This is a genomic window from Sandarakinorhabdus sp., assembly GCF_040398665.1.
Taxonomy (GTDB): Bacteria; Pseudomonadota; Alphaproteobacteria; order Sphingomonadales; family Sphingomonadaceae; genus Sandarakinorhabdus.
Genome location: NZ_JBBATQ010000001.1, coordinates 229,891 through 251,944 on the forward strand (window position 1 = coordinate 229,891; position 22,054 = coordinate 251,944).

Consider the following 22,054-nt stretch of genomic DNA (forward strand, 5'->3'; position numbering starts at 1 on the left):
CACGATATCATCGCCGCTGCCAGACTGGCCGCCGCGCCCAGCTTGGCTATAGGCTGGCATGGTGACCCTGCCCCCCATCATCGCCAACTGGTTCGCACAGCGCGGCTGGCAGGTGCGCGACCATCAACTGGCGATGATCGATGCGGCGGCGCGCGGGCGCCATGCGCTGCTCACCGCGCCCACCGGCGCGGGCAAGACGCTGGCTGGCTTCCTGCCGACGCTCGCCGATCTGGCGACCACGGCGCATGAAGGCCTGCACACGCTCTATATCTCGCCGCTGAAGGCGCTGGCGGTGGATGTGCAGCGCAATCTGATCAACCCGATCGCCGAAATGGGTCTGGCCATCACGGTCGAAACCCGCACCGGGGATACCCCATCGGATCGCAAGGCGCGGCAGAAGGTGCGCCCGCCGCAGATCCTGCTCACCACCCCGGAAAGCCTCGCCATCCTGCTCTCCGCCGCCGAAGCGGCCACCATGATGGCCGGGGTCAAGCGCGTCATCATCGATGAAATCCACGCCTTCGGCACCACCAAGCGCGGCGATCAGCTCAGCCTCTGCCTCGCCCGTCTGCAACGCCTCGCGCCCGCCATGCAGCGCGTCGGCCTGTCGGCCACCATCGCCGATCCCGAAAGCTGGGCCGGCTGGCTGGCGCCCGATGCCGACGTGACCCAGGTGGAGATCGTGCGCGCCCAGGGCGGCGCGGCGCCCGATATCGATATCCTGGTGATCGACGATCGCATCCCGTGGGGCGGCCACAATGGCCGCTGGGCGGCGCGGGCGGTGATGCGGCGCATCGAGACGGCGCGGCTGGCCATCGTCTTCGTCAACACCCGCGCCGTCGCCGAACTGGTGTTCCGCGATCTGTGGGCGGAAAATGATCAGGCCCTGCCGATCGGCATCCACCACGGCAGCCTGGCCCCCGAAGCCCGCCGCAAGGTGGAGGCTGCGATGGCTGCCGGCCGGCTGCGGGCGATCGTGGCCACCGCCAGCCTCGATCTCGGCCTCGATTGGGGCGATGTCGATCTGGTCATCCAGATGGGCGCGCCCAAGGGGGCCAGCCGCCTGTTGCAGCGCACGGGGCGCGCCAATCACCGCATGGATGAAGCCAGCCATTGCCTGATCGTGCCCGGCAACCGCTTCGAATATCTGGAAGCCTTTGCGGCGCGCGATGCGGTGGCGGTAGGGGAACTTGATCCCGATGGTTTCCGCCCCGGCGCGCTGGATGTGCTGGCCCAGCATGTCATCGGCTGTGCCGCCGCCGGGCCATTCCATCCGGACGCGCTCTACAACGAAGTGAAGGGCGCCGCGCCCTACGCCGGGCTGACCCGCGACACATTTGATGCGGTGCTGAACTATGCCGCCACCGGTGGTTATGCGTTGAAGGCCTATGAACGCTACCAGCGGCTGATCACCATGCCCGATGGCCGGCTGCGGTTGCGCTCCGCCGCGCTGGCGCGGGTTTGGCGGATGAACAGCGGCACCATTGTCGAGGCCGTCGCCATGAACATCGTGTTCGGCACCGGCAAGCCGGGGCGCGGCGGGCGACGGCTGGGCCAGGTCGAGGAATATTTCGCCGGGCAATTGCTGGTGGGCGACAGCTTCATGTTCGCCGGCCAGGTGCTGGAGGTCACCGGCTTTGACGGGGCCGATGTGCATGTGCGGCTGGGGCGCGGCAATCCCAAGGTGCCGGTCTATGCCGGCGGGCGCATGCCGATGACGACGCGGCTGGCGATGCGGGTGCGCGGCCTGATGAACACGCCGGCGCGCTGGCCGGAGATGCCGGGCGATGTGCGCGAATGGCTGGCCATCCAGGCGCGCGTGTCGCGGCTGCCAGGGTTGGACGATGTGCTGGTCGAAACCTTCGAACGCGATGGCCGCTGGTATCTGATCGCCTATGGTTTTGCCGGCCACCCCGCCCACCAGACCTTGGGCATGCTGATCACCCAGCGCATGGAGCGCGCCGGGCTGAAACCCCTGGGCTTTGTCGCCAGCGATTATGCCATGGCCTGCTGGAGCCTCGATCCGATCGATGATCCGCGCCCGCTGTTCGATCCCACCGTGCTGGAGGATGAATTGGCGGCCTGGCTGGCGGCGTCGCCGTTCCTGCGCCGGGCGTTTCGCGAAGTGGCGATCATCGGCGGCCTGATCGAGCGTACCCAGCCCGGCGTGGTCAAGACCGGCAAGGCGATGAGCGTGTCGTCCGACCTGATCTATGATGTGCTGCGCCGGCACGAGCCCGACCATCTGCTGCTCGCCGCCGCCTGGACCGATGCGCGCGGCAAGTTGACCGATATCGATCGGCTCGCGGCGCTGCTGGAACGCGCGCATGCGCAGCTCACCCACATGCGCCTCGATCGCGTGTCGCCGCTGGCGGTGCCATCGCTGCTGACCATCGGCCGTGAGCGGGTGGGGGAGAGCGCCGATTCGGCGCTGCTGCTGGAGGCCGAAGCGCTGATTGCCGAAGCGATGCGGACGGATTAGGCGAATCGCCATGAAAAGCCCGAACACCGCCTTCTTCGGCCACCCGCGCGGCCTTGGCATCCTGGCCTTCACCCAGGCTTCGGAACGCTTTTCCTTTTATGGCATGCAGGCGCTGCTGCCGCTCTATCTGGTCAGCCACCTGCTCAAGCCCGAGGTCGCGGCCAAGGTGGTCGGGCTGGATGGCCTGCGTGTCGGCGTGGAGCTGTTGACCGGACCGCTCAGCACCACTGCCTTCGCCGCGCAATTGTTCGGGCTTTACATCGGCCTGTTCAACATCGCGCCGATGGCGCTGGGCTGGCTGGCCGATGGGCTTTATGGGCAACGCCGGCTGGTGCTGGCCGGGCTGGTGCTGATGGCGGCCGGACATTTCGCCATGGCGGTCGAAGCCCTGTTCCTGCCGGCGCTGGCGCTGCTGTTGCTCGGTGGCGGCTGCCTGAAGGGCAATCTCTATGCGCAGGTCGGCATACTTTATGGCAGCGGCGATGATCGCCGCACCCGCGCCTATGCCATCCATCTGATGGCGTTGAATGTCGGGTCGATCCTGGCGCCGCTGGTGTGCGGCACGCTGGGCGAGCTGGTCGGTTGGCATTGGGGCTTTGCCGCCGCCGGCGCCGGCATGCTGGTCGGGCTGGGCATCTATGTGGCTGGCACACGCGATCTGCCGGCCGATCGCATCGGCGGGCAGGCTGCAGATACATCTGCTGTGCCCGCCACCCGCCCGATCAGCGACAGCGCCGCCATAGCAGCCATCGTGCTGATGCTGCTGCCGTTCATCATCACCTATGCCGGCGCGATGCAGGCCTATAATCTGCTGCTGGTCTGGGCGCAGGAGGCGACGGACCGCGATGTCGCCGGCTGGCCTGTGCCGGTCACCTGGCTGCTCACCTATGACGGGTTGATGACCATCGTCGGCATCTTCGGGGCGCTCACCCTGTGGCGACGGCTTGGCGGCCGCGAACCCGATGCGATGATCAAGCTGGCGGTGGCCGGCGTGATTGTCGCCCTGTCCTGGTCGTTGCTGGCGCTGATCACCACCGCGGCGGCCGGCGCCATGGTGCCGATCCTGTCGGTGCTGGTCTTCTTCGCGCTGCTCGATCTGTCCTATGGCTGGCTCGATCCGCCGGCCAACAGCTTCGTGTCGGTGCATGCGCCGCCGCGCCTGTCGAGCACGTTGATGAGCCTGAACATCGCTGCCTTTGGCGCGGCCAATATCGCGTCGGGCTGGCTGGGCCGCTTTCATAACCCGGCGGACCCGGCCGCCTTCTGGTGGCTGCTGGCCGGGGTCGGCGCTGGCGGCGCGGTGGCGGCGCTGCTGCTGCGCCCCGCCGTGCGCCGGCTGGTTGGCGGATGACCCGGCAGTTCGATTTCGCCGGCGAATGTTTCACCCCCCTGGCCAGCGGTGCGCTGTGGTGGCCGGCGCAGGCAACGCTGTTCGTGGCCGATCTGCATCTGGAGAAGGCCAGCCATTTCGCGGCGCGGGGCTGGCTGCTGCCGCCGCATGCCAGCGCCGAAACCCTGGCGGCGCTGATCACCGCGGTGGAACAGACGGTGGCGCGGCGGGTGGTGTGCCTGGGCGACAGTTTCCACGATCAGGGCGGCCCCGACCGTCTGCTGCCCGAAGCCCGCCACGCCCTGGGCCTGATGACGCGCAATCTCGATTGGTGGTGGATCACCGGCAATCATGACGAAGCCGCCGCCGCGTGCCTTGGCGGGCAGGTGATGGAAACGGCGCGGATCGGCCCGCTGGTGCTGCGCCACGAAGCCGATCCGGGCGATGTGACGCCGGAACTGTCCGGACATTTCCATCCGAAACTGGTGATCCGCCATCGCGGCCGTCACATTGCCCGGCGCTGCATCGCGCAAGGGGCAACCAAGCTGATCCTGCCGGCGTTCGGGGCGTTTACCGGCGGCCTGGACGTGGCCGATCCGGCGATCCGCACCGCGCTGGCCGGGCCGGGGCACGCGCTGGTGGTGGAAGGCGATCGGTTGCTGCGGTTTCCATGCTGACCCCGCGCCTGGGCCAACAGCCTGGCACGAAAGCGGCCTGATTGCCGCTTTTGCCCAGCATACAAGCGCATTAACCCAAGTTTTGCTTGACCAGCGCCTTGTCATCGCAATGGTGCACGCCAAAGTGAGAGGCGCCAATGTCCATGCGATCAGTGAAAACCGCCGTATTTCCAGCGGGCGGGCAAGGCACACGGTTTCTGCCGGCCACCAAGGCGGTGCCCAAGGAAATGCTGCCGGTGGTTGACAAGCCGCTGCTGCAATATGCCGTGGACGAAGCGTTGGCCGCCGGGATCGAGCGGCTGGTATTCGTGACGGCGCGCGGCAAGGATGCGCTGGAGGATTATTTCGATATCGCCCGCGAACTGGTCGATTCGCTGGAACGCAAGGGCAAGACGGCCGAGCTGGTCACGCTGGAAGACACGCAGCTCGAACCGGGTCGCATCCTGTATGTGCGGCAGCAGGATCCAGCCGGCCTGGGCCACGCCGTATGGTGCGCCCGCCATGTCGTGGGCCGTGAAGCCTTTGCCGTGCTGTTGCCCGATGAACTGTTGTGGAACCCGGCCAACCCGGCGCTGAAGGAAATGTGCGCGGCCTACCACCGGCTGGGCGGCAACATCATTTCGGTGCTGGAAGTGCCGGAGGACCAGACCCACCGCTATGGCATCGTGTCGCCCGGCGCGGTCGACGGCCTGATCACCGAAGTGAAGGCGCTGGTGGAAAAGCCGCCGCAGGGCACGGCGCCCTCGCGGCTGGCCGTCATCGGCCGTTATATCCTGCAGCCCGAAGTGATGGATGTGCTGGCGCATGGCAAGCGTGGTGCCGGCGGCGAGGTGCAGTTGACCGATGCCATGGCGGAAATGATCGGCGTGCAGCCGTTCCATGCGCTCAGCTTCACGGGCACGCGCTTTGATTGCGGCGACAAGGCCGGGCATGTGATGGCCAATGTCGCGCTGGCGCTGGAACGCGACGATGTCGGCCCGGCAGTGCGCGCATGGCTCAAATCCCAGACGTTCTGATCTGGACCCCATGGTATCTGGATTGACCCGCTCAGGCAGCGGGTCGTCATGAGGATCAAGCGAGCCTGAAGCGCTGCGCGGTCAGCCGTCCAGCTTGTCCAACCGGTAACCAAACCCATAGACGCTGCTGAGGCGCCAGCCCTGATCAGGGCGCAGCGCCAGCCGCTTGCGCACCTGGGCGACATGGGCATCCAGGGTGCGGCTGCCCGGTTGATCGCCGCGCCCCCACACACTGGTCATGATCTGGTCGCGTGACAGGGCCTGGCCGGTGTTGCGCATGAACAGCAGGGCCAGCGCAAATTCCTTGGCGGTCAGCAGCACCGGATGGCCGCCCACCAGCACCTGGCTGGCGGCGCGATCAAACAGCAATTTGCCGAACTGTTCGCGCAGCGCGCCCTGGGTGCCGCGGCTGGCGATGGCCGCAGAGATGGCCTGTTCGATATCGGCGTCGCTGCTGGGATCGCCCAGCAGCGCGTCGGCCGCTTCGCCGATACAGCCCGGTGCATCGTCGGTCAGGATCAGCACGGTGGCCGGCGGGTGGGCGTGGCGATTGCGCAACCGGTGCATCAACGCGACGCCGCACAGGTCCGGCCCATCCCAGCGCATCACCAGCAGATCATATTGTTCATGGGCAAGTGCATCGGCCAGGGCCTCCCCGCCGGTGAAGGCCACAGGCCGATATCCGAATCGCGCCAGCACCACTGACAAGGCGCCGGCGGCAGCGGGGTCATGATGCAGAACAGCAATCCGCATGGAAGCTTTATGAAACCTTTCTTTCGTTAACGAACTGTAACAGTTCAACGCCGCAATGCAAAGCGAAAGGAACAATGGTAACCATAAAAATCCTACCCTAGGTATAATCTTAATCTTTCATACCGGGTGGTCGGTGATGCAATGATCGTTCCGGGCAGGGTGATCACTCGCAGGGATCCCAGCGGTCGCACCGACCGCACGGCGCGCGCCGTCCCCGGTGTCACCCAGACGCAGCGGACCGCCCTCGCCCGACAGCTTCTGTCCGTCGCAATGCGGGATGAGCAGCGCGTGGCGATTGCCCAATCTGGCGTCGATCTCCCCCAGGCTGAACATCACGCGACAAGCATCGGTGGCTTCGGCAACGATCAACGTCTGCAACGCCGGCCTCTGGATGGCGTTGCACCTGGGCAAGCCAGCCAGCGTCGCGGCATCGATCGGCAACATGACGGGCCGTGGGGCCGAATTGGCCATGGACAGGAACAGGGCAAAGGGCAGCACCATGGACTCGAGACCATATCAGACGGATCATGCGAACGTTAACGCCGCGGTGGCCATCCGCAACATTGACGAGGCGCGGATTCGCGATAGGGGACGGGCATGATCGCCATCCCCTCCCAGATGCCCGCTGCGCTGGCCGAATCGCCGTTCGACGCGCGGCTGCTGCGCGATGCCTTCGGCTGTTTCGCCACCGGAGTCACGGTGGTGACCAGCCAATCCCCCAGCGGGGAGCGCGTCGGCCTGACCGCCAACAGCTTCACTTCGGTCAGCCTCGATCCGCCGTTGCTGCTGTTTTGCCCGGCGAATGGCGCATCGGCGCTGCCGGTGCTGCGCGAATCGGGGCGGTTTGCCATCAACATCCTCGATCTGGATGGCCAGACGGTGGCCAACCGCTTCACCCAGCGCGATCTTGATCGCTTTGGTGCGGACGATTGGCTGGATTGGGATGGCGTGCCGGTGCTGGCCACCGCCAAGGCAGCCTTTGCCTGCGAATTGCACGCCGATCATGACGGCGGCGATCACCGCATCATCGTCGGCCTTGTGACCCGGCTGGCGCTCGATACCGACCGCGAACCCCTGCTGTACCTGCACGGTCGTTATCGCCGGGTGCATGTTGGCTGACACGCCGGCCTCCAGCCGGGACACACCGGAAACGGCTGCCGAAACCGCTGCCCTGGCGAAGGGCGGGCGCACCAGCTTCTTCGGCTATGTGCTGCGGCTGGCGGCGCGCTTTCCGTTCCTGTTCATCGCCGGGCGGCTCTATGGCGCCGAAGCCCTGGGTCGCTTTGCCTATGCCACCATGGCGGTCGAGCTGGTGGCGATGCTGGCGACGCTGGGGCTGAAGCGCGGCCTGGCCGAAGATCTGGCGCGCCGCCCCGACGATCAGGCCGGCGCCATGGCCGATGCGCTGCTGGCGGCGTTGCTGGCCTCTCTGTTGGGCGCGGCCGTGCTGGTGGCGCTGCCCCAACTGATGTTCCCGGCCACAAGCCTGCATCCGCTGGATCGCTGGTTCGCCGCTGTCATCCCGTTCATCGCACTGGCCGATGTCGCACTGGCCGGCCTGGCCTTCCACCACGATGTCGGGGCCACCGTGCGCGCGCGATCGATCATCGAGCCGTGGATTCTTTCGATAGCGGCGCTGGCCTTGGCCTTCACCGCCTGGAAAGGCGACGGCATGCTGATCGCCTATCTATTGTCAATGCTGGCGGCGTTTCTGGCGGCGCTGGCGCCGGCCGTGCGCCGCTTCGGCTGGCCAACCGGCTGGCGAATCGATCCGCCGCGGCTGTGGCGGCTGGTGCGCAGCAACGGGCCATTGGCCGGTGCCGATCTGGCCGAATGGGGAGCCCGCCGGCTCGACATCTTCATCCTCGGCCGCTTTGCCTCGGCCGAGCTGGTCGGCATCTATTATGTGGCGCAGCAGATCGCTTCGCTGCCGCAGCGCCTGAAATCCAGCTTCGATCCGATCCTCGGCCCGGTGCTCACCCGCAATCTGGCCGCCGGCAATCTGGCCAAGGTGGCAGCGCATGTGCGCCAGATCAGTTTCTGGGTGGCATCGGTGCAACTGGCGGCGGTGCTGTCGCTCGGCATGATCGGGCAGGCCGCCATGGGCCTGTTCGGCCCGGCCTTTGCGAGCGGATTTGTGGTGCTCAGCGTGCTGCTGGCGGTCGAGCTGTTCGCGGCGCAGGCGGCGGTGGCGGAAGGCGCGCTGATCTATGTGGCGCGGGGCCGCAATCTGATGTGGTCGGCGGTCGGCCTGGTGGTGCAGGCGGCGCTGACGCTGTGGCTGGTGCAGATGGCGGGGCCATTTGGTGGCGCGGTGGGCGCGGCGCTGGCGCTGGCGATTGCCGCCTTGCTGCAATCGGTGGGCAAATCGCGGCTGCTGGCGGCAACGCTCGGCCATCCGGTGGCCGGTTGGCGCTGGTCGCTGCTGGCCGCGGCGCTACCGGCGTTGGGCGTCGGCCTGCTGGTGCTGCGCACACCCGAACCCATTCAGCTCACCATCGGCTTCTTCGCCATTCTGGGCAGCTTTGGCCTGACGATCTGGCGCATCGGGTTTCGTGGCGCCGATCGGCTGCTGTTCGCGCGCGGCCTCAAGCAACTCGAGGCCGACGCGGTCAAGACCGCGCCCGTTACCGGGCCTTAGGCTCGCCCGCATGGGGGAGGGCGCCACGGTGCTTCAATAAACGGGCAATCGAGCCAGGCAGCCGCTGCGAACCGCCAGCACGGTTCACACGAAGCTGTAGGGATCGACATCCACCACCACCCGCACATTGCCGGGCAGCGGCACCCGCAGCAGCCAATCGCGCAGGATCGCCGGCAGCGGCAGTTCGCGCCGCGCCTGCACCAATATGCGATGCCGGTGCCGGCCGCGCAGCATCGCCATGCTGGCCGGCGCCGGGCCGAGCACCAACAGGCCTTCGCGCACCGGCGCGGCGGCACCCAGCGCATCGGCAGCCGATTTGGCCGCTGAAGCATCTTCGGAACTGATGATCAGCGCCGCCAGCCGCCCGAATGGGGGCTGGCCCAGATCGCGGCGCGCAGCGATTTCGGCGGCAAAAAACGCCTGCGCATCGCCCTTGCCCAGCGCCTGCATCAAGGCGGCCTGCGGCTGGTGCGTCTGGATCAGCACGCGGCCGGGCTTGGCGCCGCGCCCCGCCCGGCCCGATGCCTGCACGATCTGCTGCCAACTGCGTTCCCCGGCGCGCAGATCGCCGCCTTGCAGGCCCAGATCGGCATCGACCACGCCCACCAGCGTCAGATCGGGGAAATGATAGCCCTTGGTGACCATCTGGGTGCCGACGATGATGTCGATTTCGCGCGATTCAACGGCCGCCACCAGCGCGGCGGCGCGCGCCGGGCTGGTGATGGTGTCGCTGGTCACCACCGCCGTGCGCGCCTCGGGCCAGGTGCGGCGCACCTCTTCGGCGATGCGCTCCACGCCGGGGCCGCAGGCGACCAGATGGTCGGTTTCCCCACATTCCGGGCAGCGTTCGGGCACCGGCGCGACATGGCCGCAATGGTGGCAGGCCAGCCGGCGCGACAGGCGATGTTCCACCATCCACGCCGTGCAATTGGGGCACTGGATGCGGTGGCCACAACTGCGGCACAAGGTGAGCGGCGCATAACCGCGCCGGTTGAGGAACAGCAGCGATTGTTCGCCGCGTGCGAGGGTTTCGCTGATCGCGGCGACCAGCACAGGCGACAGCCAGGCCCCACGTGCCGGTGGATGGCGGGTCATGTCCACCAGTTGCACATCGGGCAGTTCCGCCCCGCCAAAGCGGCTGGGCAACAGCAGCCGCGTATAGGTGCCGCGGCTGGCCAGCACCTGGGTTTCGATGGCTGGCGTCGCGGTGGCGAGCACCACCGGCAGGCGTTCCATGCGGCCGCGCATCACCGCCACATCGCGGGCGTGATAATGCACGCCCTCCTCCTGCTTGAAGCTGGCTTCATGGGCTTCATCGACGATGATGCAGCGCAGGTTCGCATAGGGCAGGAACAGCGCGGATCGCGCCCCCACCACCACCCGCGCGCGGCCATCGGCGATGGCGGCCCAGGCGGCGCGGCGCTCGCTGGTTTTCAGGTCTGAATGCCAGGCCAGCGGCGGGCAGCCGAAGCGCGCGGCAAAGCGATCGAGCCACGGCGCGGTCAGCGCGATTTCCGGTACCAGCACCAGCACCTGGCCGCCGTCGCGGATTGCCTGCGCCACGGCCTCGAAATAGACTTCGGTCTTGCCGGAACCGGTGACGCCTTCCAGCAGGAACGGCGCGAACTGCCGGTTGCGCACCGCCGCCACCAATGTGTCGGCCACGGCGCGTTGATCGGCGGACAGCGCCGGCACATCATGATCCGGATCGGGCAGCGGCGGGCTGACATCGCCGGCCACGCGCTGCGCCACCAGCGTGCCGGCCGTCACCAGCCCACGAATGACCGCGTCCGACACACCGGCCATCCGCGCCAGATCGCGGGCGCTGCCCTGCCGGCCTTGGAGCCGTTCGATCGCCTGGCTGCGTTCCGGCGTCAGCCGCTTCGGAGCCATGCCGCCCAGCCGATATTCGGTGAATTCACGTGGGTTCAGGAACGCCACCGAAGGCCAGGCCATGCGCACCACCGAAAGCGGGCTGGCGACATAATAGTCTGCTGTCCAGTCGATCAGGCGGCGTAGCGGCGCGGCCAGCGGCGGCAGATCGAGCCGTGCCGCCACGGGACGCAATCTGGCCGCCGCAACTTCGGGCGCGGCCAGCGCCTCCATATCCCACACCACACCCAGGATGCGCCGCGGGCCCAGCGGCACCTCCACCGCATCACCGGGGACAAGCGCCATGCCGGCCGGCACGGCATAATCGAGCGCGCCCAGCCCATGCTGGAACGGGATGACGCGCACGCGGGAGGGGGTGGCCTGGTTCACCCTCGACAGATAGGCAAGTCCTGCCACGCATGCTAGGCGCGCGGCCAAACGAAAGGCCCGCCATGATCCCGCGTTATTCCCGCCCCGAAATGGTTGCCCTGTGGGATGCGACAAGCCGGTTTCGCATCTGGTTCGAAATCGAGGCGCACGCCACGCAGAAGCTGGCCGATATCGGGGTCGTGCCGCAAAGCGCAGCCAAGGCCTTGTGGGACTGGTGGGCGACCAATCCCGCCATCGACGTTGCCGCCATCGACGCGATCGAGGCGGTGACCAAGCATGACGTGATCGCCTTCCTCGATTGGGTGGCGAGCCAGGTCGGCCCCGAAGCGCGCTTCATGCACCAGGGCATGACGAGCAGCGACGTGCTGGATACCTGCCTGGCCGTGCAACTGGCCCGCGCCGCCGACATCTTGCTGGCCGACATCGATGCGCTGCTGGATGCCATCAAGCGCCGGGCGCTGGAGCATAAATTCACCCCCACCATGGGCCGCAGCCATGGCATCCACGCCGAACCGACGACCTTTGGCGTGAAGCTGGCGCAGGCGTACGCCGAATTTGCCCGCAACCGCGTCCGGCTGGTCGCCGCACGCGCCGATATCGCCACCTGCGCGATTTCCGGCGCCGTCGGCACCTTTGCCAATATCGATCCGCGCGTCGAAGCCTATGTCGCCGAACAGATGGGCCTGACGATCGAGCCGGTGTCCACCCAGGTCATCCCGCGCGATCGCCACGCCATGTTCTTCGCCACGCTGGGCGTGATCGCCAGCAGCATCGAGCGGCTGGCCACCGAAATCCGCCATCTGCAACGCACCGAAGTGCTGGAGGCCGAAGAATATTTCAGCCCCGGCCAGAAGGGTTCGAGCGCGATGCCGCACAAGCGCAACCCGGTGCTGACCGAGAATCTCACCGGTCTCGCCCGGCTGGTGCGCTCCGCCGTGACTCCGGCGCTGGAGAATGTCGCGCTGTGGCACGAACGCGACATTTCGCATTCCTCGGTGGAACGCATGATCGGCCCGGATGCCACCATCACCCTGGATTTCGCGCTGGCCCGGTTGACCCAGGTCGTGGACAAATTGCTGATCTACCCGGAGCGGATGGCGAAGAATCTCAACCGCATGGGCGGCCTGATCCACAGCCAGCGCATCCTGCTGGCGCTCACCCAGGCCGGCGTGACCCGCGACGACGCCTATCGGCTGGTCCAGCGCAACGCCATGAGCGTGTGGGAGGCGGACGGCGCTCTGTCGCTGCTCGATCTGTTGAAGGCCGACCCGGATGTGACCGCCCATCTGTCCGCTGCCCAGCTCGAAGGCCTGTTCGATCTTGGTTACCACTTCGCCCATGTCGATACGATCTTTGCGCGGGTGTTCGACTGACGGGCGGCCATGACGGCGACGAAAATCTGGCTGACCGCCGATGATCTGCTGGCCGATTCGTACCGGCTGGCGCGGCTGGTGCTGGAAAGCGGTTTTCGGCCCACGCATCTGATCGGCATCTGGCGCGGCGGCGCGCCGATCGGCATCGCCGTGCAGGAGTTTTTCGAATTTCACGGGTTGCACTGCGATCATGTCGCCATTCGCACCGCATCCTATACCGGCATCGACCAACAGGCGGATGCAGTGCAGGTGCATGGGCTGGGCTGGCTGGCGGAGACGCTGACACGCGACGATCGCCTGCTGCTGGTCGATGATGTGTTCGACACCGGCCGCAGCATCGCCGCCGTGCTGGCCGAGCTTGAGGCGCGCTGCGGCGCGAACCAGCCCGGCGATATCCGCATCGCCTGCCCATGGCACAAGCCCAGCCGCAACCGCACGGCCCTGACACCGGATTATGTGCTGCACCAGAGCGAGGCGTGGCTGGTGTTCCCGCACGAACTGTGCGGGCTGAGCGCCGACGAGATTCGCGCCCACAAGCCGGGTGCGGAGGCGATTCTGGCGCCAATCGGGCCAGGGATCAGCGGGGCGGGCTGACCGCCGCCGGCAGATCGCGGCCCCATTTCGCGAACGCTGCCTTCACGTCCGGCCGCGCCTTGAGCGCCCGCAGATCGGCGCGGCTGCGGCGGCCCGGCAAGGCCGCGTGATCGAGAATCAGGAACGGCTGCAATTCGAACAAGGCTTCGCTGCGCCTGGCCGGATCGTCGAGGCGCTTGATGATGGCACGCGCCGCATCATCGGCGCGGCCGACGCACAGCATCGCCTGGAAATAGGCATCATCATTGCGTTCGGGCGCTGCCAGCAACGGTGCCAGCGCAGTCGTGGCCGCCGCGGCATTGCCCTGCCGGTGCCGGGCACAGGCGCGCACCCCGGCCAGATAGAGTTGGCCGAAATCATTCATGTCCTCGCCCATCTTGCGCTCGGCCACGTCGGCTGCGGCCAGCGCCGCATCGATGCGCCCGACCTGATCGGCAAGCAGCGCATGGTTGATCAGCAGTCCGGTCAGGCTCGGGCGGCCGTTCGCATCCAGCGTGGCCGCCGCCATGAAGCGGGCCAGCCCGGCATCGACCTGGCCGAGATCGGCGAGCAATTGCGCCGACAGATTGACCAGCCACAGGCCGTTGTCCGGCAATTTGGCCATGGCTTCGGCGGTCTGTGCCGTATCGGCCAGGGCCAGCGCGTCTTTCTCTTGCGAGGCGATGTTGAGCGCCTGGGCATGGCCGAGCCGGGCGGTGACATCATCCGGCGCCTTGTCCAGCGCCGCCTTGCTGGCCTTCAGATAGACAGCATCGGCCAGATCGGCGCCCGGCCCCAGCCGCTTTTCCAGCGCCGGCCACAGCGATTGATAGCGGCGATCGATTGCCAGCCGCACCAGGCTGACCGGGTTGATCAATTTCTCGATGATCGGCAGCGCCTCGTCCAGCCGATCGCGCGTGGCGAGGCCGGTGATCACCAGCAGCTTCAGGCCATCGCCGGCCGCCACCGTTTCATCGCGCGGCCCGTAATCGGCGCTGACCAGCGTGAAGGCCAGATCGAATTTCTGATCGGCATCGGTGATGGCCACCAGCACTTGGCTGACCAGTTCCGATGGCAATTCGGCCAGCCATTTGGGATTGGATACCGCAATCAGTTGCAGCGCCTGGCCCGCAGCCGGCGCATCGCCGCTGATGGCGCGCAGCACGAACAATTGCCGCAGCAACAACAGCGTCGGGTTCAGCGCCGTGTCCGCAGCGAATTCGATGGCTTTGCGCGCCTCGGCCACCTTGCCCTGGCGCGCCAGCGCAAAACTGCGCAGCCCTTCGATCTGGCCGCGATCCGCCGGCAGATCGGCTTCGGCGAGCAGGCCATCAAGCAGGCTCAAGGCTTCGACGGTCTTGTTTGCATCGATCAGGCCAGCGGCCTGCGCCAGCCGATCCTCCCGCGCCATTGGGGCAGACAGCGCGGTGGCCGGTGGAGCGGTGGGGGCGGCCCGCGTTGCAGCAAGAGGCAGCATGAACGCCAGCGGTGCCAGCAAAATGGCTGGTTTGAAGATATGGGTCATGCGTCCACAGTAACCCGATAAACGGCTTTGGGGAGAGGGTCATGACGGCACAGGTGGAATTCTTCTTCGATTGTTCGTCGCCCTGGACCTATCTGGGCTTCGAGGCACTGTGCACGGCGGCGCGCGAAGACGGCTTCGGCCTGTGTTTCCGGCCGTTTCTGGTTGGCGGCGTGTTCAACACGGTGAACCCCAGCGTTTATGAAATGCGCGCAAAGCCAGTGGTGCCCAAGGCGCGATATTTCACCAAGGATCTGCACGACTGGATCAGGCGATCGGGCCTGGCGATCAAATGGACGCCGAGCATCTTCCCGGTGAACAGCGCCCGCGCCATGCGCCTGTGCCTGGTCGCGGCCGATGCCCACGCCTGCGAAGCGGTCGCCCGCCGCATCTTCCAGCTTTACTGGGGCGAAGATCGCGACATTTCGCAGCCCGACGTGCTCGCCGAAGCCGCAGCCGCCGGCGGGCTGGGGCCGGATGCACTGGAACTGGCCGATTCGCCCGACCTGAAAGCCCGCCTGCGCGCCAACACCGATGAACTGATCGCGCGCGGCGGCTTCGGCAGCCCGACCTATTATGTGGGCGGCACCGACATGTATTTCGGGCAGGACCGTATCCTGCTGGTGCGCGAGGCGGCGGCGCGGGCGGATTGATGGCCAGGGCGGTGGTCAATGGCTGATTTTGAGCCAGGGCCACCGCTGCCGATAGGTTTCGGCCTTTTGCTGGAACAGGTCAGGCTTGGGATTGCGCGGGTTGATCTTGAGGATGCCAGCGGCAAGATCGTGGAAGCCATCCGGGGCATAGAGATCGCCGGTGTGCACGTCGATGCCAACGCAAGTGCAACGGACCAGATAAAGATCAATGCCGGCACGGGTTGACGTCAGTTGTGGGTAGTCGCTTTTGAATCGGTCACGGTACCACAGGTGGACACGGGCCTGATTTTTGACCTCGACCTTGATTGGCAGGTCACGAACGACGGAATTGACGCGCTGAATGACCTGGTCTTCCGCGTCCCACGACAGATCCTCGTCGTCAAAGTAGAAGATGTCATAATCCTTGATGCCCCAATCCGGCGCGTTGCCGGAAATGCGGTTCCAGACCGTTTGAAACAGGCATCCAGCCACAAGATGGCATTGCGCCAGCCCCATGGTGCCGAGACGGTCAAGCAGGGCCGTGTTGAGCGGATTCGCCGCGACAGCAGCGCGGAAATCTGAAGCGTCCATATCTTCGGTTATCCGGCAAAGGGCTGGTTTCGGCAACCATCGCGCCGGCGGGGGCGCCTGCGACGGACAGGCTGGACGCGAATTTGCGTTTTGTCCTACTCGGCAGGTGTCTGATGGCTAGCTGTAGCGGGTAAGGCATTGGTTCCTGAGACAATTTTCAGGCAACTGTAGGTTCCTCAATTTCTGCAATGTTCCTCACTGCTTGCCAAGCGGCAGGCTCTAGAATTTCAATCACTTAAAGCAGGAACATAGACAATTTTTGAGATTGAGGAACCGATTGAGGAACCGGCCGACGTGGGGGAAGCTCTTCCGCCGGACGTCATGGCTGCTGTCATAGGCGCAAAGAGGGCGCGGATCACTCCGCGCCCTCTCCGGTCGTTCTCACTCGCCTTTGTAACCCACCACCACCAGGGTATGAGCGAACCGGCGCGACGCGCCGTGTGGTAGGATCGATATGGACTAGAGGACGGCTCGGCTCAATGGACTTTGCTCAGGGCTCTCTTGCCACCGGCCGGCTTGACTCTTTGCGGCGACAGGCGGCAACGTGAACAAAAGTGGAACACGTTGCCGAAGTGAGTCGCCCCCCTGCCCCCTGCTGCCCGCCCTGTTGCCCGCCTGGTGCCGCCTGTGCCCGTTGCTGCTCCGCCTGCGGCGCCGTGTGCTGCTGGGCGGTTGCGGCTGGATTCCGGGCGGGTGGATGCGGCGTTGAACGGCGGGCTGATGCTGGCGGCGTGTCACGAGATTTATGGTCCGGCGGACACTGCATTTGCGTTGATGCTGGCGTTGGCCTGCCCGCGCCCGGGGCCGATCCTGTGGGTGGCCGATGGCTGGGAAGACAATGGGCGTTTGCATGGCGCCGGCCTGGCCGAATTGGGCGGCGATCCGGGGCGGTTGTGGCTGGTGGCGGCGGGCGGCGTGGTGCCGATGCTGCGGGCCGCCGGCGAGGCGCAGCGCTGCGGCGCGCTGGCCTGTGTGGTGATCGAATCCCATGGCGAGGCCAAGGCCATCGATCTGACCGTGACGCGCCGGCTGCAACTGGCCGCCGCTGCGCATGGCGTGTTCACCCTGTTGCTGCGCAGCGGCGCGCCGCGCCCCAGCGCTGCCAGCACCCGCTGGCAGGCCGAACCCGCGCCGGCGCGGCGGCTGGCGGCGGGCGCGCCGGGGCCGCCGCGCCTGGCCATCACCCTGACGCGCCAGCGCGGCGGGCCGGCCGATATCAGCCTTGCATTGGAGTGGGATCGTGACCGTTGCAGCTTCATCCCGGCCGAAAGCCGCGTTACCGCCGCCACCCCCATCGGTGCGGCCTTTGCCAAACAGCCGCCGCATCCTGGCGCTGGCCCTGCCGTGGCTGCCAGCGGAACGCCTGGCAAACAAGCCAGCGGGCGGGGCAGGCGCAGCGCCGCCTGAGCAGCCGCTGGCGCTGATCGCCAATGATCGCGGTCGGCAGGTGATTCAGGCGGTGAACGCCGCCGCGCTGGCCGAAGGCATCTTGCCCGGCCTGGCGCTGGCCGATGCCCGCGCGCGGCTGCCCGGCCTGCGCGTGGCGCCGCATGATCCGGCGGGCGATGCCGCCTGTCTCGATTGGCTGGCGCAGGGGGCCACGCGCTGGTCCCCCATGGTCGCCGCGCGGCCGCCTTATGGCCTGGTGATCGACATCAGCGGCTGCGTGCAACTGTTTGGCGGGGAGGCCAGCCTGGTGTCGGACGTGGTCACCCGCCTGCACCGGCTGGGCTTCAGCGCACAGCCGGCGCTGGCCGCAACGCCCGCTGCGGCGCTGGCACTGGCACGCTTCGGCGGGACCCGCGTGAACGAACTGCCGCTGGCGGCGCTGTCCGATCTTGAACAGGTGCAGATCGGCCTGCGCCGCGCCGGCTTGCGCAGCGTGGGTGATGTTGCCCGCCTGTCGCGCGCCGCCGTCGCCTCGCGCTTTGGCGAGGCGCTGCTCGCCGCGCTCGATGCGTTGACCGAGGCGGTGCCGCAGCCGCTCGATCCGTTGCAGCCGCCAGCCGAGGTGGCGGCCGAACAGCGTTTTGCCAGCCCGATCGTGCAACAGGATGCCGTGCGCGTGGCGCTGGAACGCTTGCTGCGGCGCTGCGCGGCGCAAATGGGGGCACTCGGCGTCGGCGGCCGGCATTTCGCGCTGTCGCTTTATCGCAGCGACGGCCATGTCGCGCGGCTTTCGGTGGACACCGCCGAACCGCAGCGCGATGCCCGCGCCGTGCTGCGCCTGTTCGATGAACGCATCGCCGCGCTCAACGATCCGCTCGATCCCGGTTTCGGCTATGATCTGCTGCGCCTTGCCGTGCCGGTCACCGCGCGGCTGGACGAATCGCAGCTCGGCCTGGATGGCGGCGCGCTGGCCGAAACCCAGTTGAACGATCTGGTCGATCGGCTGACGGCGCGGCTGGGGCGCGGGCGCTTGCGCCGGCCGGTCGCGGCCGACACCCATATCCCCGAACAGGCGAGTTTTCTGGGGGCGCTGGCGGACGCGCCGACAGCCTGGCCCGCACCGGCCCCCGGCGAGCCGCCCACCCGCCCGATCCGCCTGTTCGATCCGCCACAACCGATCGAAGTGCTCGCCGAAGTGCCCGATGGCCCGCCCCGTCGCTTTCGCTGGCGCAGCCGCGTGTATGATGTGACGGCGCAGGAAGGCCCGGAACGCATCGCCGCCGAATGGTGGCAACGCAAGGATGGCGCCGGGCTGACGCGGGATTACTGGCGGGTGGAGGACAGCAGCGGCCGGCGGTTCTGGCTGTTCCGCCACGGCCTGTATGAGCGCGAAACAACAAGCCCGCGCTGGTATCTGCACGGGCTGTTTGCATGATGCCGCCTGTCGCCGGCTTTGCCGAGCTGGCGGCCGCAACCCATTATTCGTTCCTGGATGGCGCCTCCAGCGCAGCCGAGATGGTGGCGGCGGCGCTGGCGCTGGGCCATGCCGGCATCGGTATTGCCGATACCAACACGGTGGCCGGCGTGGTGCGCGCGCAGGTGGCGGTGCGGGATCTGGCCGAAGCCGCACGCGAGGCCGGCACCGAGATGCCGCCCTTCAAGCTGGCGGTGGGGGCGCGGCTGGTCTTCGCCGATGGCACGCCCGATGTGATCGCCTATCCGGCGCATCGGCAGGGCTGGGGCCGGCTGACGCGGCTGCTCACCACCGGCAACCGCCGCGCCGACAAGGGCGCGTGCATCCTGCATCTGGCCGATCTGATCGATCATGCCGATGGGCTGTTGCTGATCACGATGCCGCCCGAACCCGGCCAGCAGCCGCGCCTGGCCGAACTGGCGCGCGCCTGCCCCGGCCGGCTGTGGCAGGGGGCGATGATGTGGGGGCTGGGCAGCGACAGGCGCCGGCTGGCGGCACTGGCTGGCGTTGCCGATGCGCAGGGCCTGCCGCTGCTGGCGCTGAATGCGCCGCTTTATGCGGCGCCGGCGCAGCGCCCGCTGCACGATGTGATGCGCTGCATCAAACTGGGTTGCACGCTGAAAGCCGCCGGCACGATATTGCGCGCCAATGCCGAACGCCATCTGAAATCCGCCGCCGACATGGCGCGGCTGTTCCGCGACCGCCCCGATGCGCTGGCCGAACCGGCGCGGCTGCTTTCGCGCATCGATTTCAACCTCGATCAGCTGCGGTACGAATATCCCAATGAACCGGTGCCGCCCGGCTATTCCCCGCAGGGCTGGCTGGAAACGCTCACCCTGCAAAAGGCGCGGGCGCGTTGGCCCGATGGCATCCCGCCGAAACTGCTCGGCCTGCTCGCCGAGGAATTCCGCATCATCGCGCGCGCCGGCTATGCCCCCTATTTCCTGACCGTGCATGATATCGTGGCGTTTGCGCAGGCGCGCGGCATATTGTGCCAGGGCCGCGGCAGTGCGGCGAACAGCGCGGTGTGCTTCGTGCTGGGCATCACCGCCGTCGATCCTTCGGTGCACAACCTGCTGTTTTCCCGCTTCATTTCCGAAGAGCGCAAGGAGCCGCCCGATATCGATGTCGATTTCGAACATGAGCGCCGCGAGGAGGTGATGCAGTGGATTTACGAGCGCTATGGCCGGGACCGTGCCGGCATCGCCGCCACCGTGATCCATTACCGGCCCAGAAGCGCGGTGCGCGAGGTCGGCAAGGTGCTGGGCATGAGCGAGGATCTGACCAACCGGCTTTCGAGCACCGTCTGGGGCAGTTATTCTTCGCAGATGGAGCGGGAGCGCTTTGCCGAAAGCGGTCTCGATCCCGACAGCCCGGAACTTGCGCGGCTGGCGGGGCTGGTCGGGCAGATCTTGGGGCTGCCGCGGCATCTTTCGCAGCATGTCGGCGGATTCGTGCTGACCGAGGGCCGGCTGGATGAGCTGGTGCCCATCCACAATGCCGCCATGGCCGATCGCACCTTCATCGAATGGGACAAGGACGATATCGACGCGCTGGGCCTGATGAAGGTCGATGTGCTGGCGCTGGGCATGCTGAGCTGCATCCGGCGGGCGTTCGAGATGATCGAGACCCACATCGGCCCCCGCTATACGCTCGATAATGTGTCGGGCGATGCGCCGGACGTCTATGCGATGCTGCAAAGGGGCGACAGCATCGGCGTGTTCCAGGTCGAAAGCCGCGCGCAGATGAACATGCTGCCACGGCTGAAGCCGGCGGAATTCTATGATCTGGTCATCCAGGTCGCCATCGTGCGGCCCGGCCCGATCCAGGGCGACATGGTCCACCCCTATCTGCGGCGCCGGCAGGGGCGCGAGGCGGTGCACTTCCCCTCCCCCGGCCCGCCACACGATCCGGATGAGCTGAAGCAAGTGCTCGGCAAGACGCTTGGCGTGCCGCTGTTCCAGGAACAGGCGATGAAGCTGGCGATCACGGCGGCCAGCTTTACCCCCGCCGAAGCCAACCGCCTGCGCCGCGCCATGGCGACCTTCCGCAGCAATGGCGGCATGGAATATTTCGAAGCCAAGCTGATCGATGGCATGGTGGCGCGTGGCTATGAAGCGGATTTCGCCCGGCGCTGTTTCAACCAGATCAAGGGGTTCGGCAGCTATGGCTTTCCCGAAAGCCACGCGATTGCCTTTGCCCGGCTGGTGTGGGTGTCGGCGTACCTCAAATGCCGATACCCGGCGGTGTTCGCGGCGGCGCTGCTGAACGCGCAGCCGATGGGGTTTTACGCGCCGGCGCAGATCGTGCGCGATGCGGCGGAACATGGCGTGGCGGTGTTGCCGGTCGATGTGAATTTCAGCGGGTGGGATTGTTCGTTGGAGGGCATTCCCACCCCCAGCCCCTCCCGCAGGCGGGAGGGGAACAGTGTGTGCGGGCGCCAGCCGTCTCCCCTCTCGCCTGCGGGAGGGGCTGGGGGTGGGGAAGCGCGTGCCGACGCCCCCCTGTCCCTGCGCCTCGGCCTGCGCCAGATCACCGGTTTCCGCGAAGAATGGGCGCAGGCCATCGCCGCCGCCCGCCCGATCCATTCCCTCGAACATCTCGCCCGCGCCGGCCTGCCAGCCCGCGCACTGAAACTGCTTGCCGATGCCGATGCCTGCGCGTCCTTGGGCCTCAATCGCCGCGATGCCGGCTGGCAGGCGCTGCGCACGCCGACGGATAGCCTGCCGCTGTTCGCCGCTGCGGACGCCAGCGATCTGGGCCAGGAAGAATCCGCCGATCTGCCGCTGATGGCACCCGGCGAGGAGGTCGCCGCCGATTATCAGGTGCTGCGCCTGTCCCTGCGCGCCCACCCCATGGCGCTGCTGCGGCCGTGGTTTCCCGGCGTGATGACCGCCGCGCAGTTCAACGCGGCGCGGAACGGCCGGCGCGTCAGCGCGGCCGGCGTGGTGCTGGTGCGGCAGCGGCCGGGCGGCGGCAATGCCATCTTCATCACGCTGGAGGATGAAACGGGCGTGGTGAATGTGGTGGTGTGGGCGCGCCTGTTCGAAATCTATCGCCGCGCCATCATGGCCAGCCGGCTGATGCAGGTTGACGGCGAAGTGCAGCGCAGCCCGGAAGGCGTGATGCACCTGATGGCCACCCGCATCACCGACATGAGCGGGGTATTGGACCGATTGTCCGACGCCCACGACGCGCGCCCAGCGCTGGCCCGCGCCAGCGAGGATTTGGTGCACGGCCCCTCAAACCGCAAACCGCCGCCGCCCAAGGCGGCAAACCGGGGCCGCCACCCCCGCGACGTGCGCGTGATCCCGCGCAGCCGGGATTTTCATTGATGAC

At 67.3% G+C, this 22,054-nt stretch carries 17 protein-coding genes; 12 read left to right on the plus strand and 5 right to left on the minus strand.

The window, feature by feature from the left end:
- Positions 1 to 58 precede the first annotated feature (58 nt).
- The 4 genes from ABWP22_RS01070 (at position 59) to ABWP22_RS01085 (ending at position 5,505) form a co-directional block, all read left to right on the plus strand.
- A complete protein-coding gene (locus ABWP22_RS01070) occupies positions 59 to 2,482 on the plus strand; it encodes a ligase-associated DNA damage response DEXH box helicase (protein WP_353198075.1) in 2,424 nt (807 codons plus the stop codon).
- A gap of 10 nt (positions 2,483 to 2,492) precedes the next feature.
- Entirely contained in the window at positions 2,493 to 3,833 is a 1,341-nt protein-coding gene (locus ABWP22_RS01075; protein ID WP_353198076.1) for a POT-type proton-dependent oligopeptide transporter, read from the plus strand.
- Positions 3,830 to 4,489 (plus strand): ligase-associated DNA damage response endonuclease PdeM, encoded by a 660-nt coding sequence (gene pdeM / locus ABWP22_RS01080; RefSeq protein ID WP_353198077.1) that lies wholly within the window; start codon positions 3,830 to 3,832, stop codon positions 4,487 to 4,489. Before ABWP22_RS01075 ends, pdeM begins: the two co-directional genes overlap by 4 nt.
- A 143-nt stretch (positions 4,490 to 4,632) precedes the next feature.
- The gene (locus ABWP22_RS01085; protein ID WP_353198410.1) at positions 4,633 to 5,505 is read left to right on the plus strand and encodes a UTP--glucose-1-phosphate uridylyltransferase; all 873 of its coding nucleotides are present in this window, start codon (positions 4,633 to 4,635) and stop codon (positions 5,503 to 5,505) included.
- A gap of 81 nt (positions 5,506 to 5,586) precedes the next feature.
- On the opposite strand, the gene ABWP22_RS01090 is transcribed toward ABWP22_RS01085, so the two are convergent.
- Together ABWP22_RS01090 and ABWP22_RS01095 are read right to left on the minus strand one after the other, a co-directional pair.
- A complete protein-coding gene (locus tag ABWP22_RS01090; RefSeq protein WP_353198078.1) occupies positions 5,587 to 6,258 on the minus strand; it encodes a response regulator transcription factor in 672 nt (223 codons plus the stop codon).
- A 117-nt stretch (positions 6,259 to 6,375) separates the two neighbouring features.
- Complete coding sequence (locus ABWP22_RS01095; RefSeq protein WP_353198079.1) at positions 6,376 to 6,702, minus strand: hypothetical protein; 327 nt, start codon at positions 6,700 to 6,702, stop codon at positions 6,376 to 6,378.
- Positions 6,703 to 6,855: 153 nt separating this feature from the next.
- Between ABWP22_RS01095 and ABWP22_RS01100 the strand changes: the two genes are divergently transcribed.
- Together ABWP22_RS01100 and ABWP22_RS01105 are read left to right on the plus strand one after the other, a co-directional pair.
- Entirely contained in the window at positions 6,856 to 7,377 is a 522-nt protein-coding gene (locus ABWP22_RS01100) for a flavin reductase family protein (protein WP_353198080.1), read from the plus strand.
- Complete coding sequence (locus ABWP22_RS01105; protein WP_353198081.1) at positions 7,367 to 8,899, plus strand: lipopolysaccharide biosynthesis protein; 1,533 nt, start codon at positions 7,367 to 7,369, stop codon at positions 8,897 to 8,899. Before ABWP22_RS01100 ends, ABWP22_RS01105 begins: the two co-directional genes overlap by 11 nt.
- 84 nt (positions 8,900 to 8,983) lie before the next feature.
- On the opposite strand, the gene ABWP22_RS01110 is transcribed toward ABWP22_RS01105, so the two are convergent.
- The gene (locus tag ABWP22_RS01110; RefSeq protein WP_502951071.1) at positions 8,984 to 11,188 is read right to left on the minus strand and encodes a primosomal protein N'; all 2,205 of its coding nucleotides are present in this window, start codon (positions 11,186 to 11,188) and stop codon (positions 8,984 to 8,986) included.
- A gap of 35 nt (positions 11,189 to 11,223) precedes the next feature.
- Between ABWP22_RS01110 and purB the strand changes: the two genes are divergently transcribed.
- Together purB and ABWP22_RS01120 are read left to right on the plus strand one after the other, a co-directional pair.
- The gene (gene purB / locus ABWP22_RS01115; protein ID WP_353198082.1) at positions 11,224 to 12,534 is read left to right on the plus strand and encodes an adenylosuccinate lyase; all 1,311 of its coding nucleotides are present in this window, start codon (positions 11,224 to 11,226) and stop codon (positions 12,532 to 12,534) included.
- A gap of 9 nt (positions 12,535 to 12,543) precedes the next feature.
- Positions 12,544 to 13,128, plus strand: a complete 585-nt coding sequence (locus ABWP22_RS01120) for a phosphoribosyltransferase (RefSeq protein ID WP_353198083.1) — start codon at positions 12,544 to 12,546, stop codon at positions 13,126 to 13,128.
- On the opposite strand, the gene ABWP22_RS01125 is transcribed toward ABWP22_RS01120, so the two are convergent.
- Complete coding sequence (locus ABWP22_RS01125; RefSeq protein WP_353198084.1) at positions 13,112 to 14,632, minus strand: tetratricopeptide repeat protein; 1,521 nt, start codon at positions 14,630 to 14,632, stop codon at positions 13,112 to 13,114. The genes ABWP22_RS01120 and ABWP22_RS01125 overlap by 17 nt on opposite strands.
- A 41-nt stretch (positions 14,633 to 14,673) precedes the next feature.
- Between ABWP22_RS01125 and ABWP22_RS01130 the strand changes: the two genes are divergently transcribed.
- Complete coding sequence (locus ABWP22_RS01130; protein ID WP_353198085.1) at positions 14,674 to 15,282, plus strand: 2-hydroxychromene-2-carboxylate isomerase; 609 nt, start codon at positions 14,674 to 14,676, stop codon at positions 15,280 to 15,282.
- A gap of 15 nt (positions 15,283 to 15,297) precedes the next feature.
- On the opposite strand, the gene ABWP22_RS01135 is transcribed toward ABWP22_RS01130, so the two are convergent.
- Entirely contained in the window at positions 15,298 to 15,852 is a 555-nt protein-coding gene (locus tag ABWP22_RS01135) for a nucleotidyltransferase family protein (RefSeq protein ID WP_353198086.1), read from the minus strand.
- A 672-nt stretch (positions 15,853 to 16,524) separates the two neighbouring features.
- Here ABWP22_RS01135 and ABWP22_RS01140 point away from each other — a divergent pair.
- Genes ABWP22_RS01140 through ABWP22_RS01150 form a run of 3 tightly spaced genes read left to right on the plus strand, consistent with a single transcriptional unit; the run spans position 16,525 to position 22,050 of the window.
- Entirely contained in the window at positions 16,525 to 17,259 is a 735-nt protein-coding gene (locus ABWP22_RS01140) for an ImuA family protein (RefSeq protein ID WP_353198087.1), read from the plus strand.
- On the plus strand, positions 17,150 to 18,676 hold the full coding sequence (locus ABWP22_RS01145; RefSeq protein ID WP_353198088.1) for a DUF6504 family protein: 1,527 nt from the start codon (positions 17,150 to 17,152) through the stop codon (positions 18,674 to 18,676). The genes ABWP22_RS01140 and ABWP22_RS01145 overlap by 110 nt, the downstream gene beginning before the upstream one ends.
- Positions 18,673 to 22,050 (plus strand): error-prone DNA polymerase, encoded by a 3,378-nt coding sequence (locus ABWP22_RS01150; RefSeq protein ID WP_353198089.1) that lies wholly within the window; start codon positions 18,673 to 18,675, stop codon positions 22,048 to 22,050. Before ABWP22_RS01145 ends, ABWP22_RS01150 begins: the two co-directional genes overlap by 4 nt.
- Positions 22,051 to 22,054: the final 4 nt, after the last annotated feature.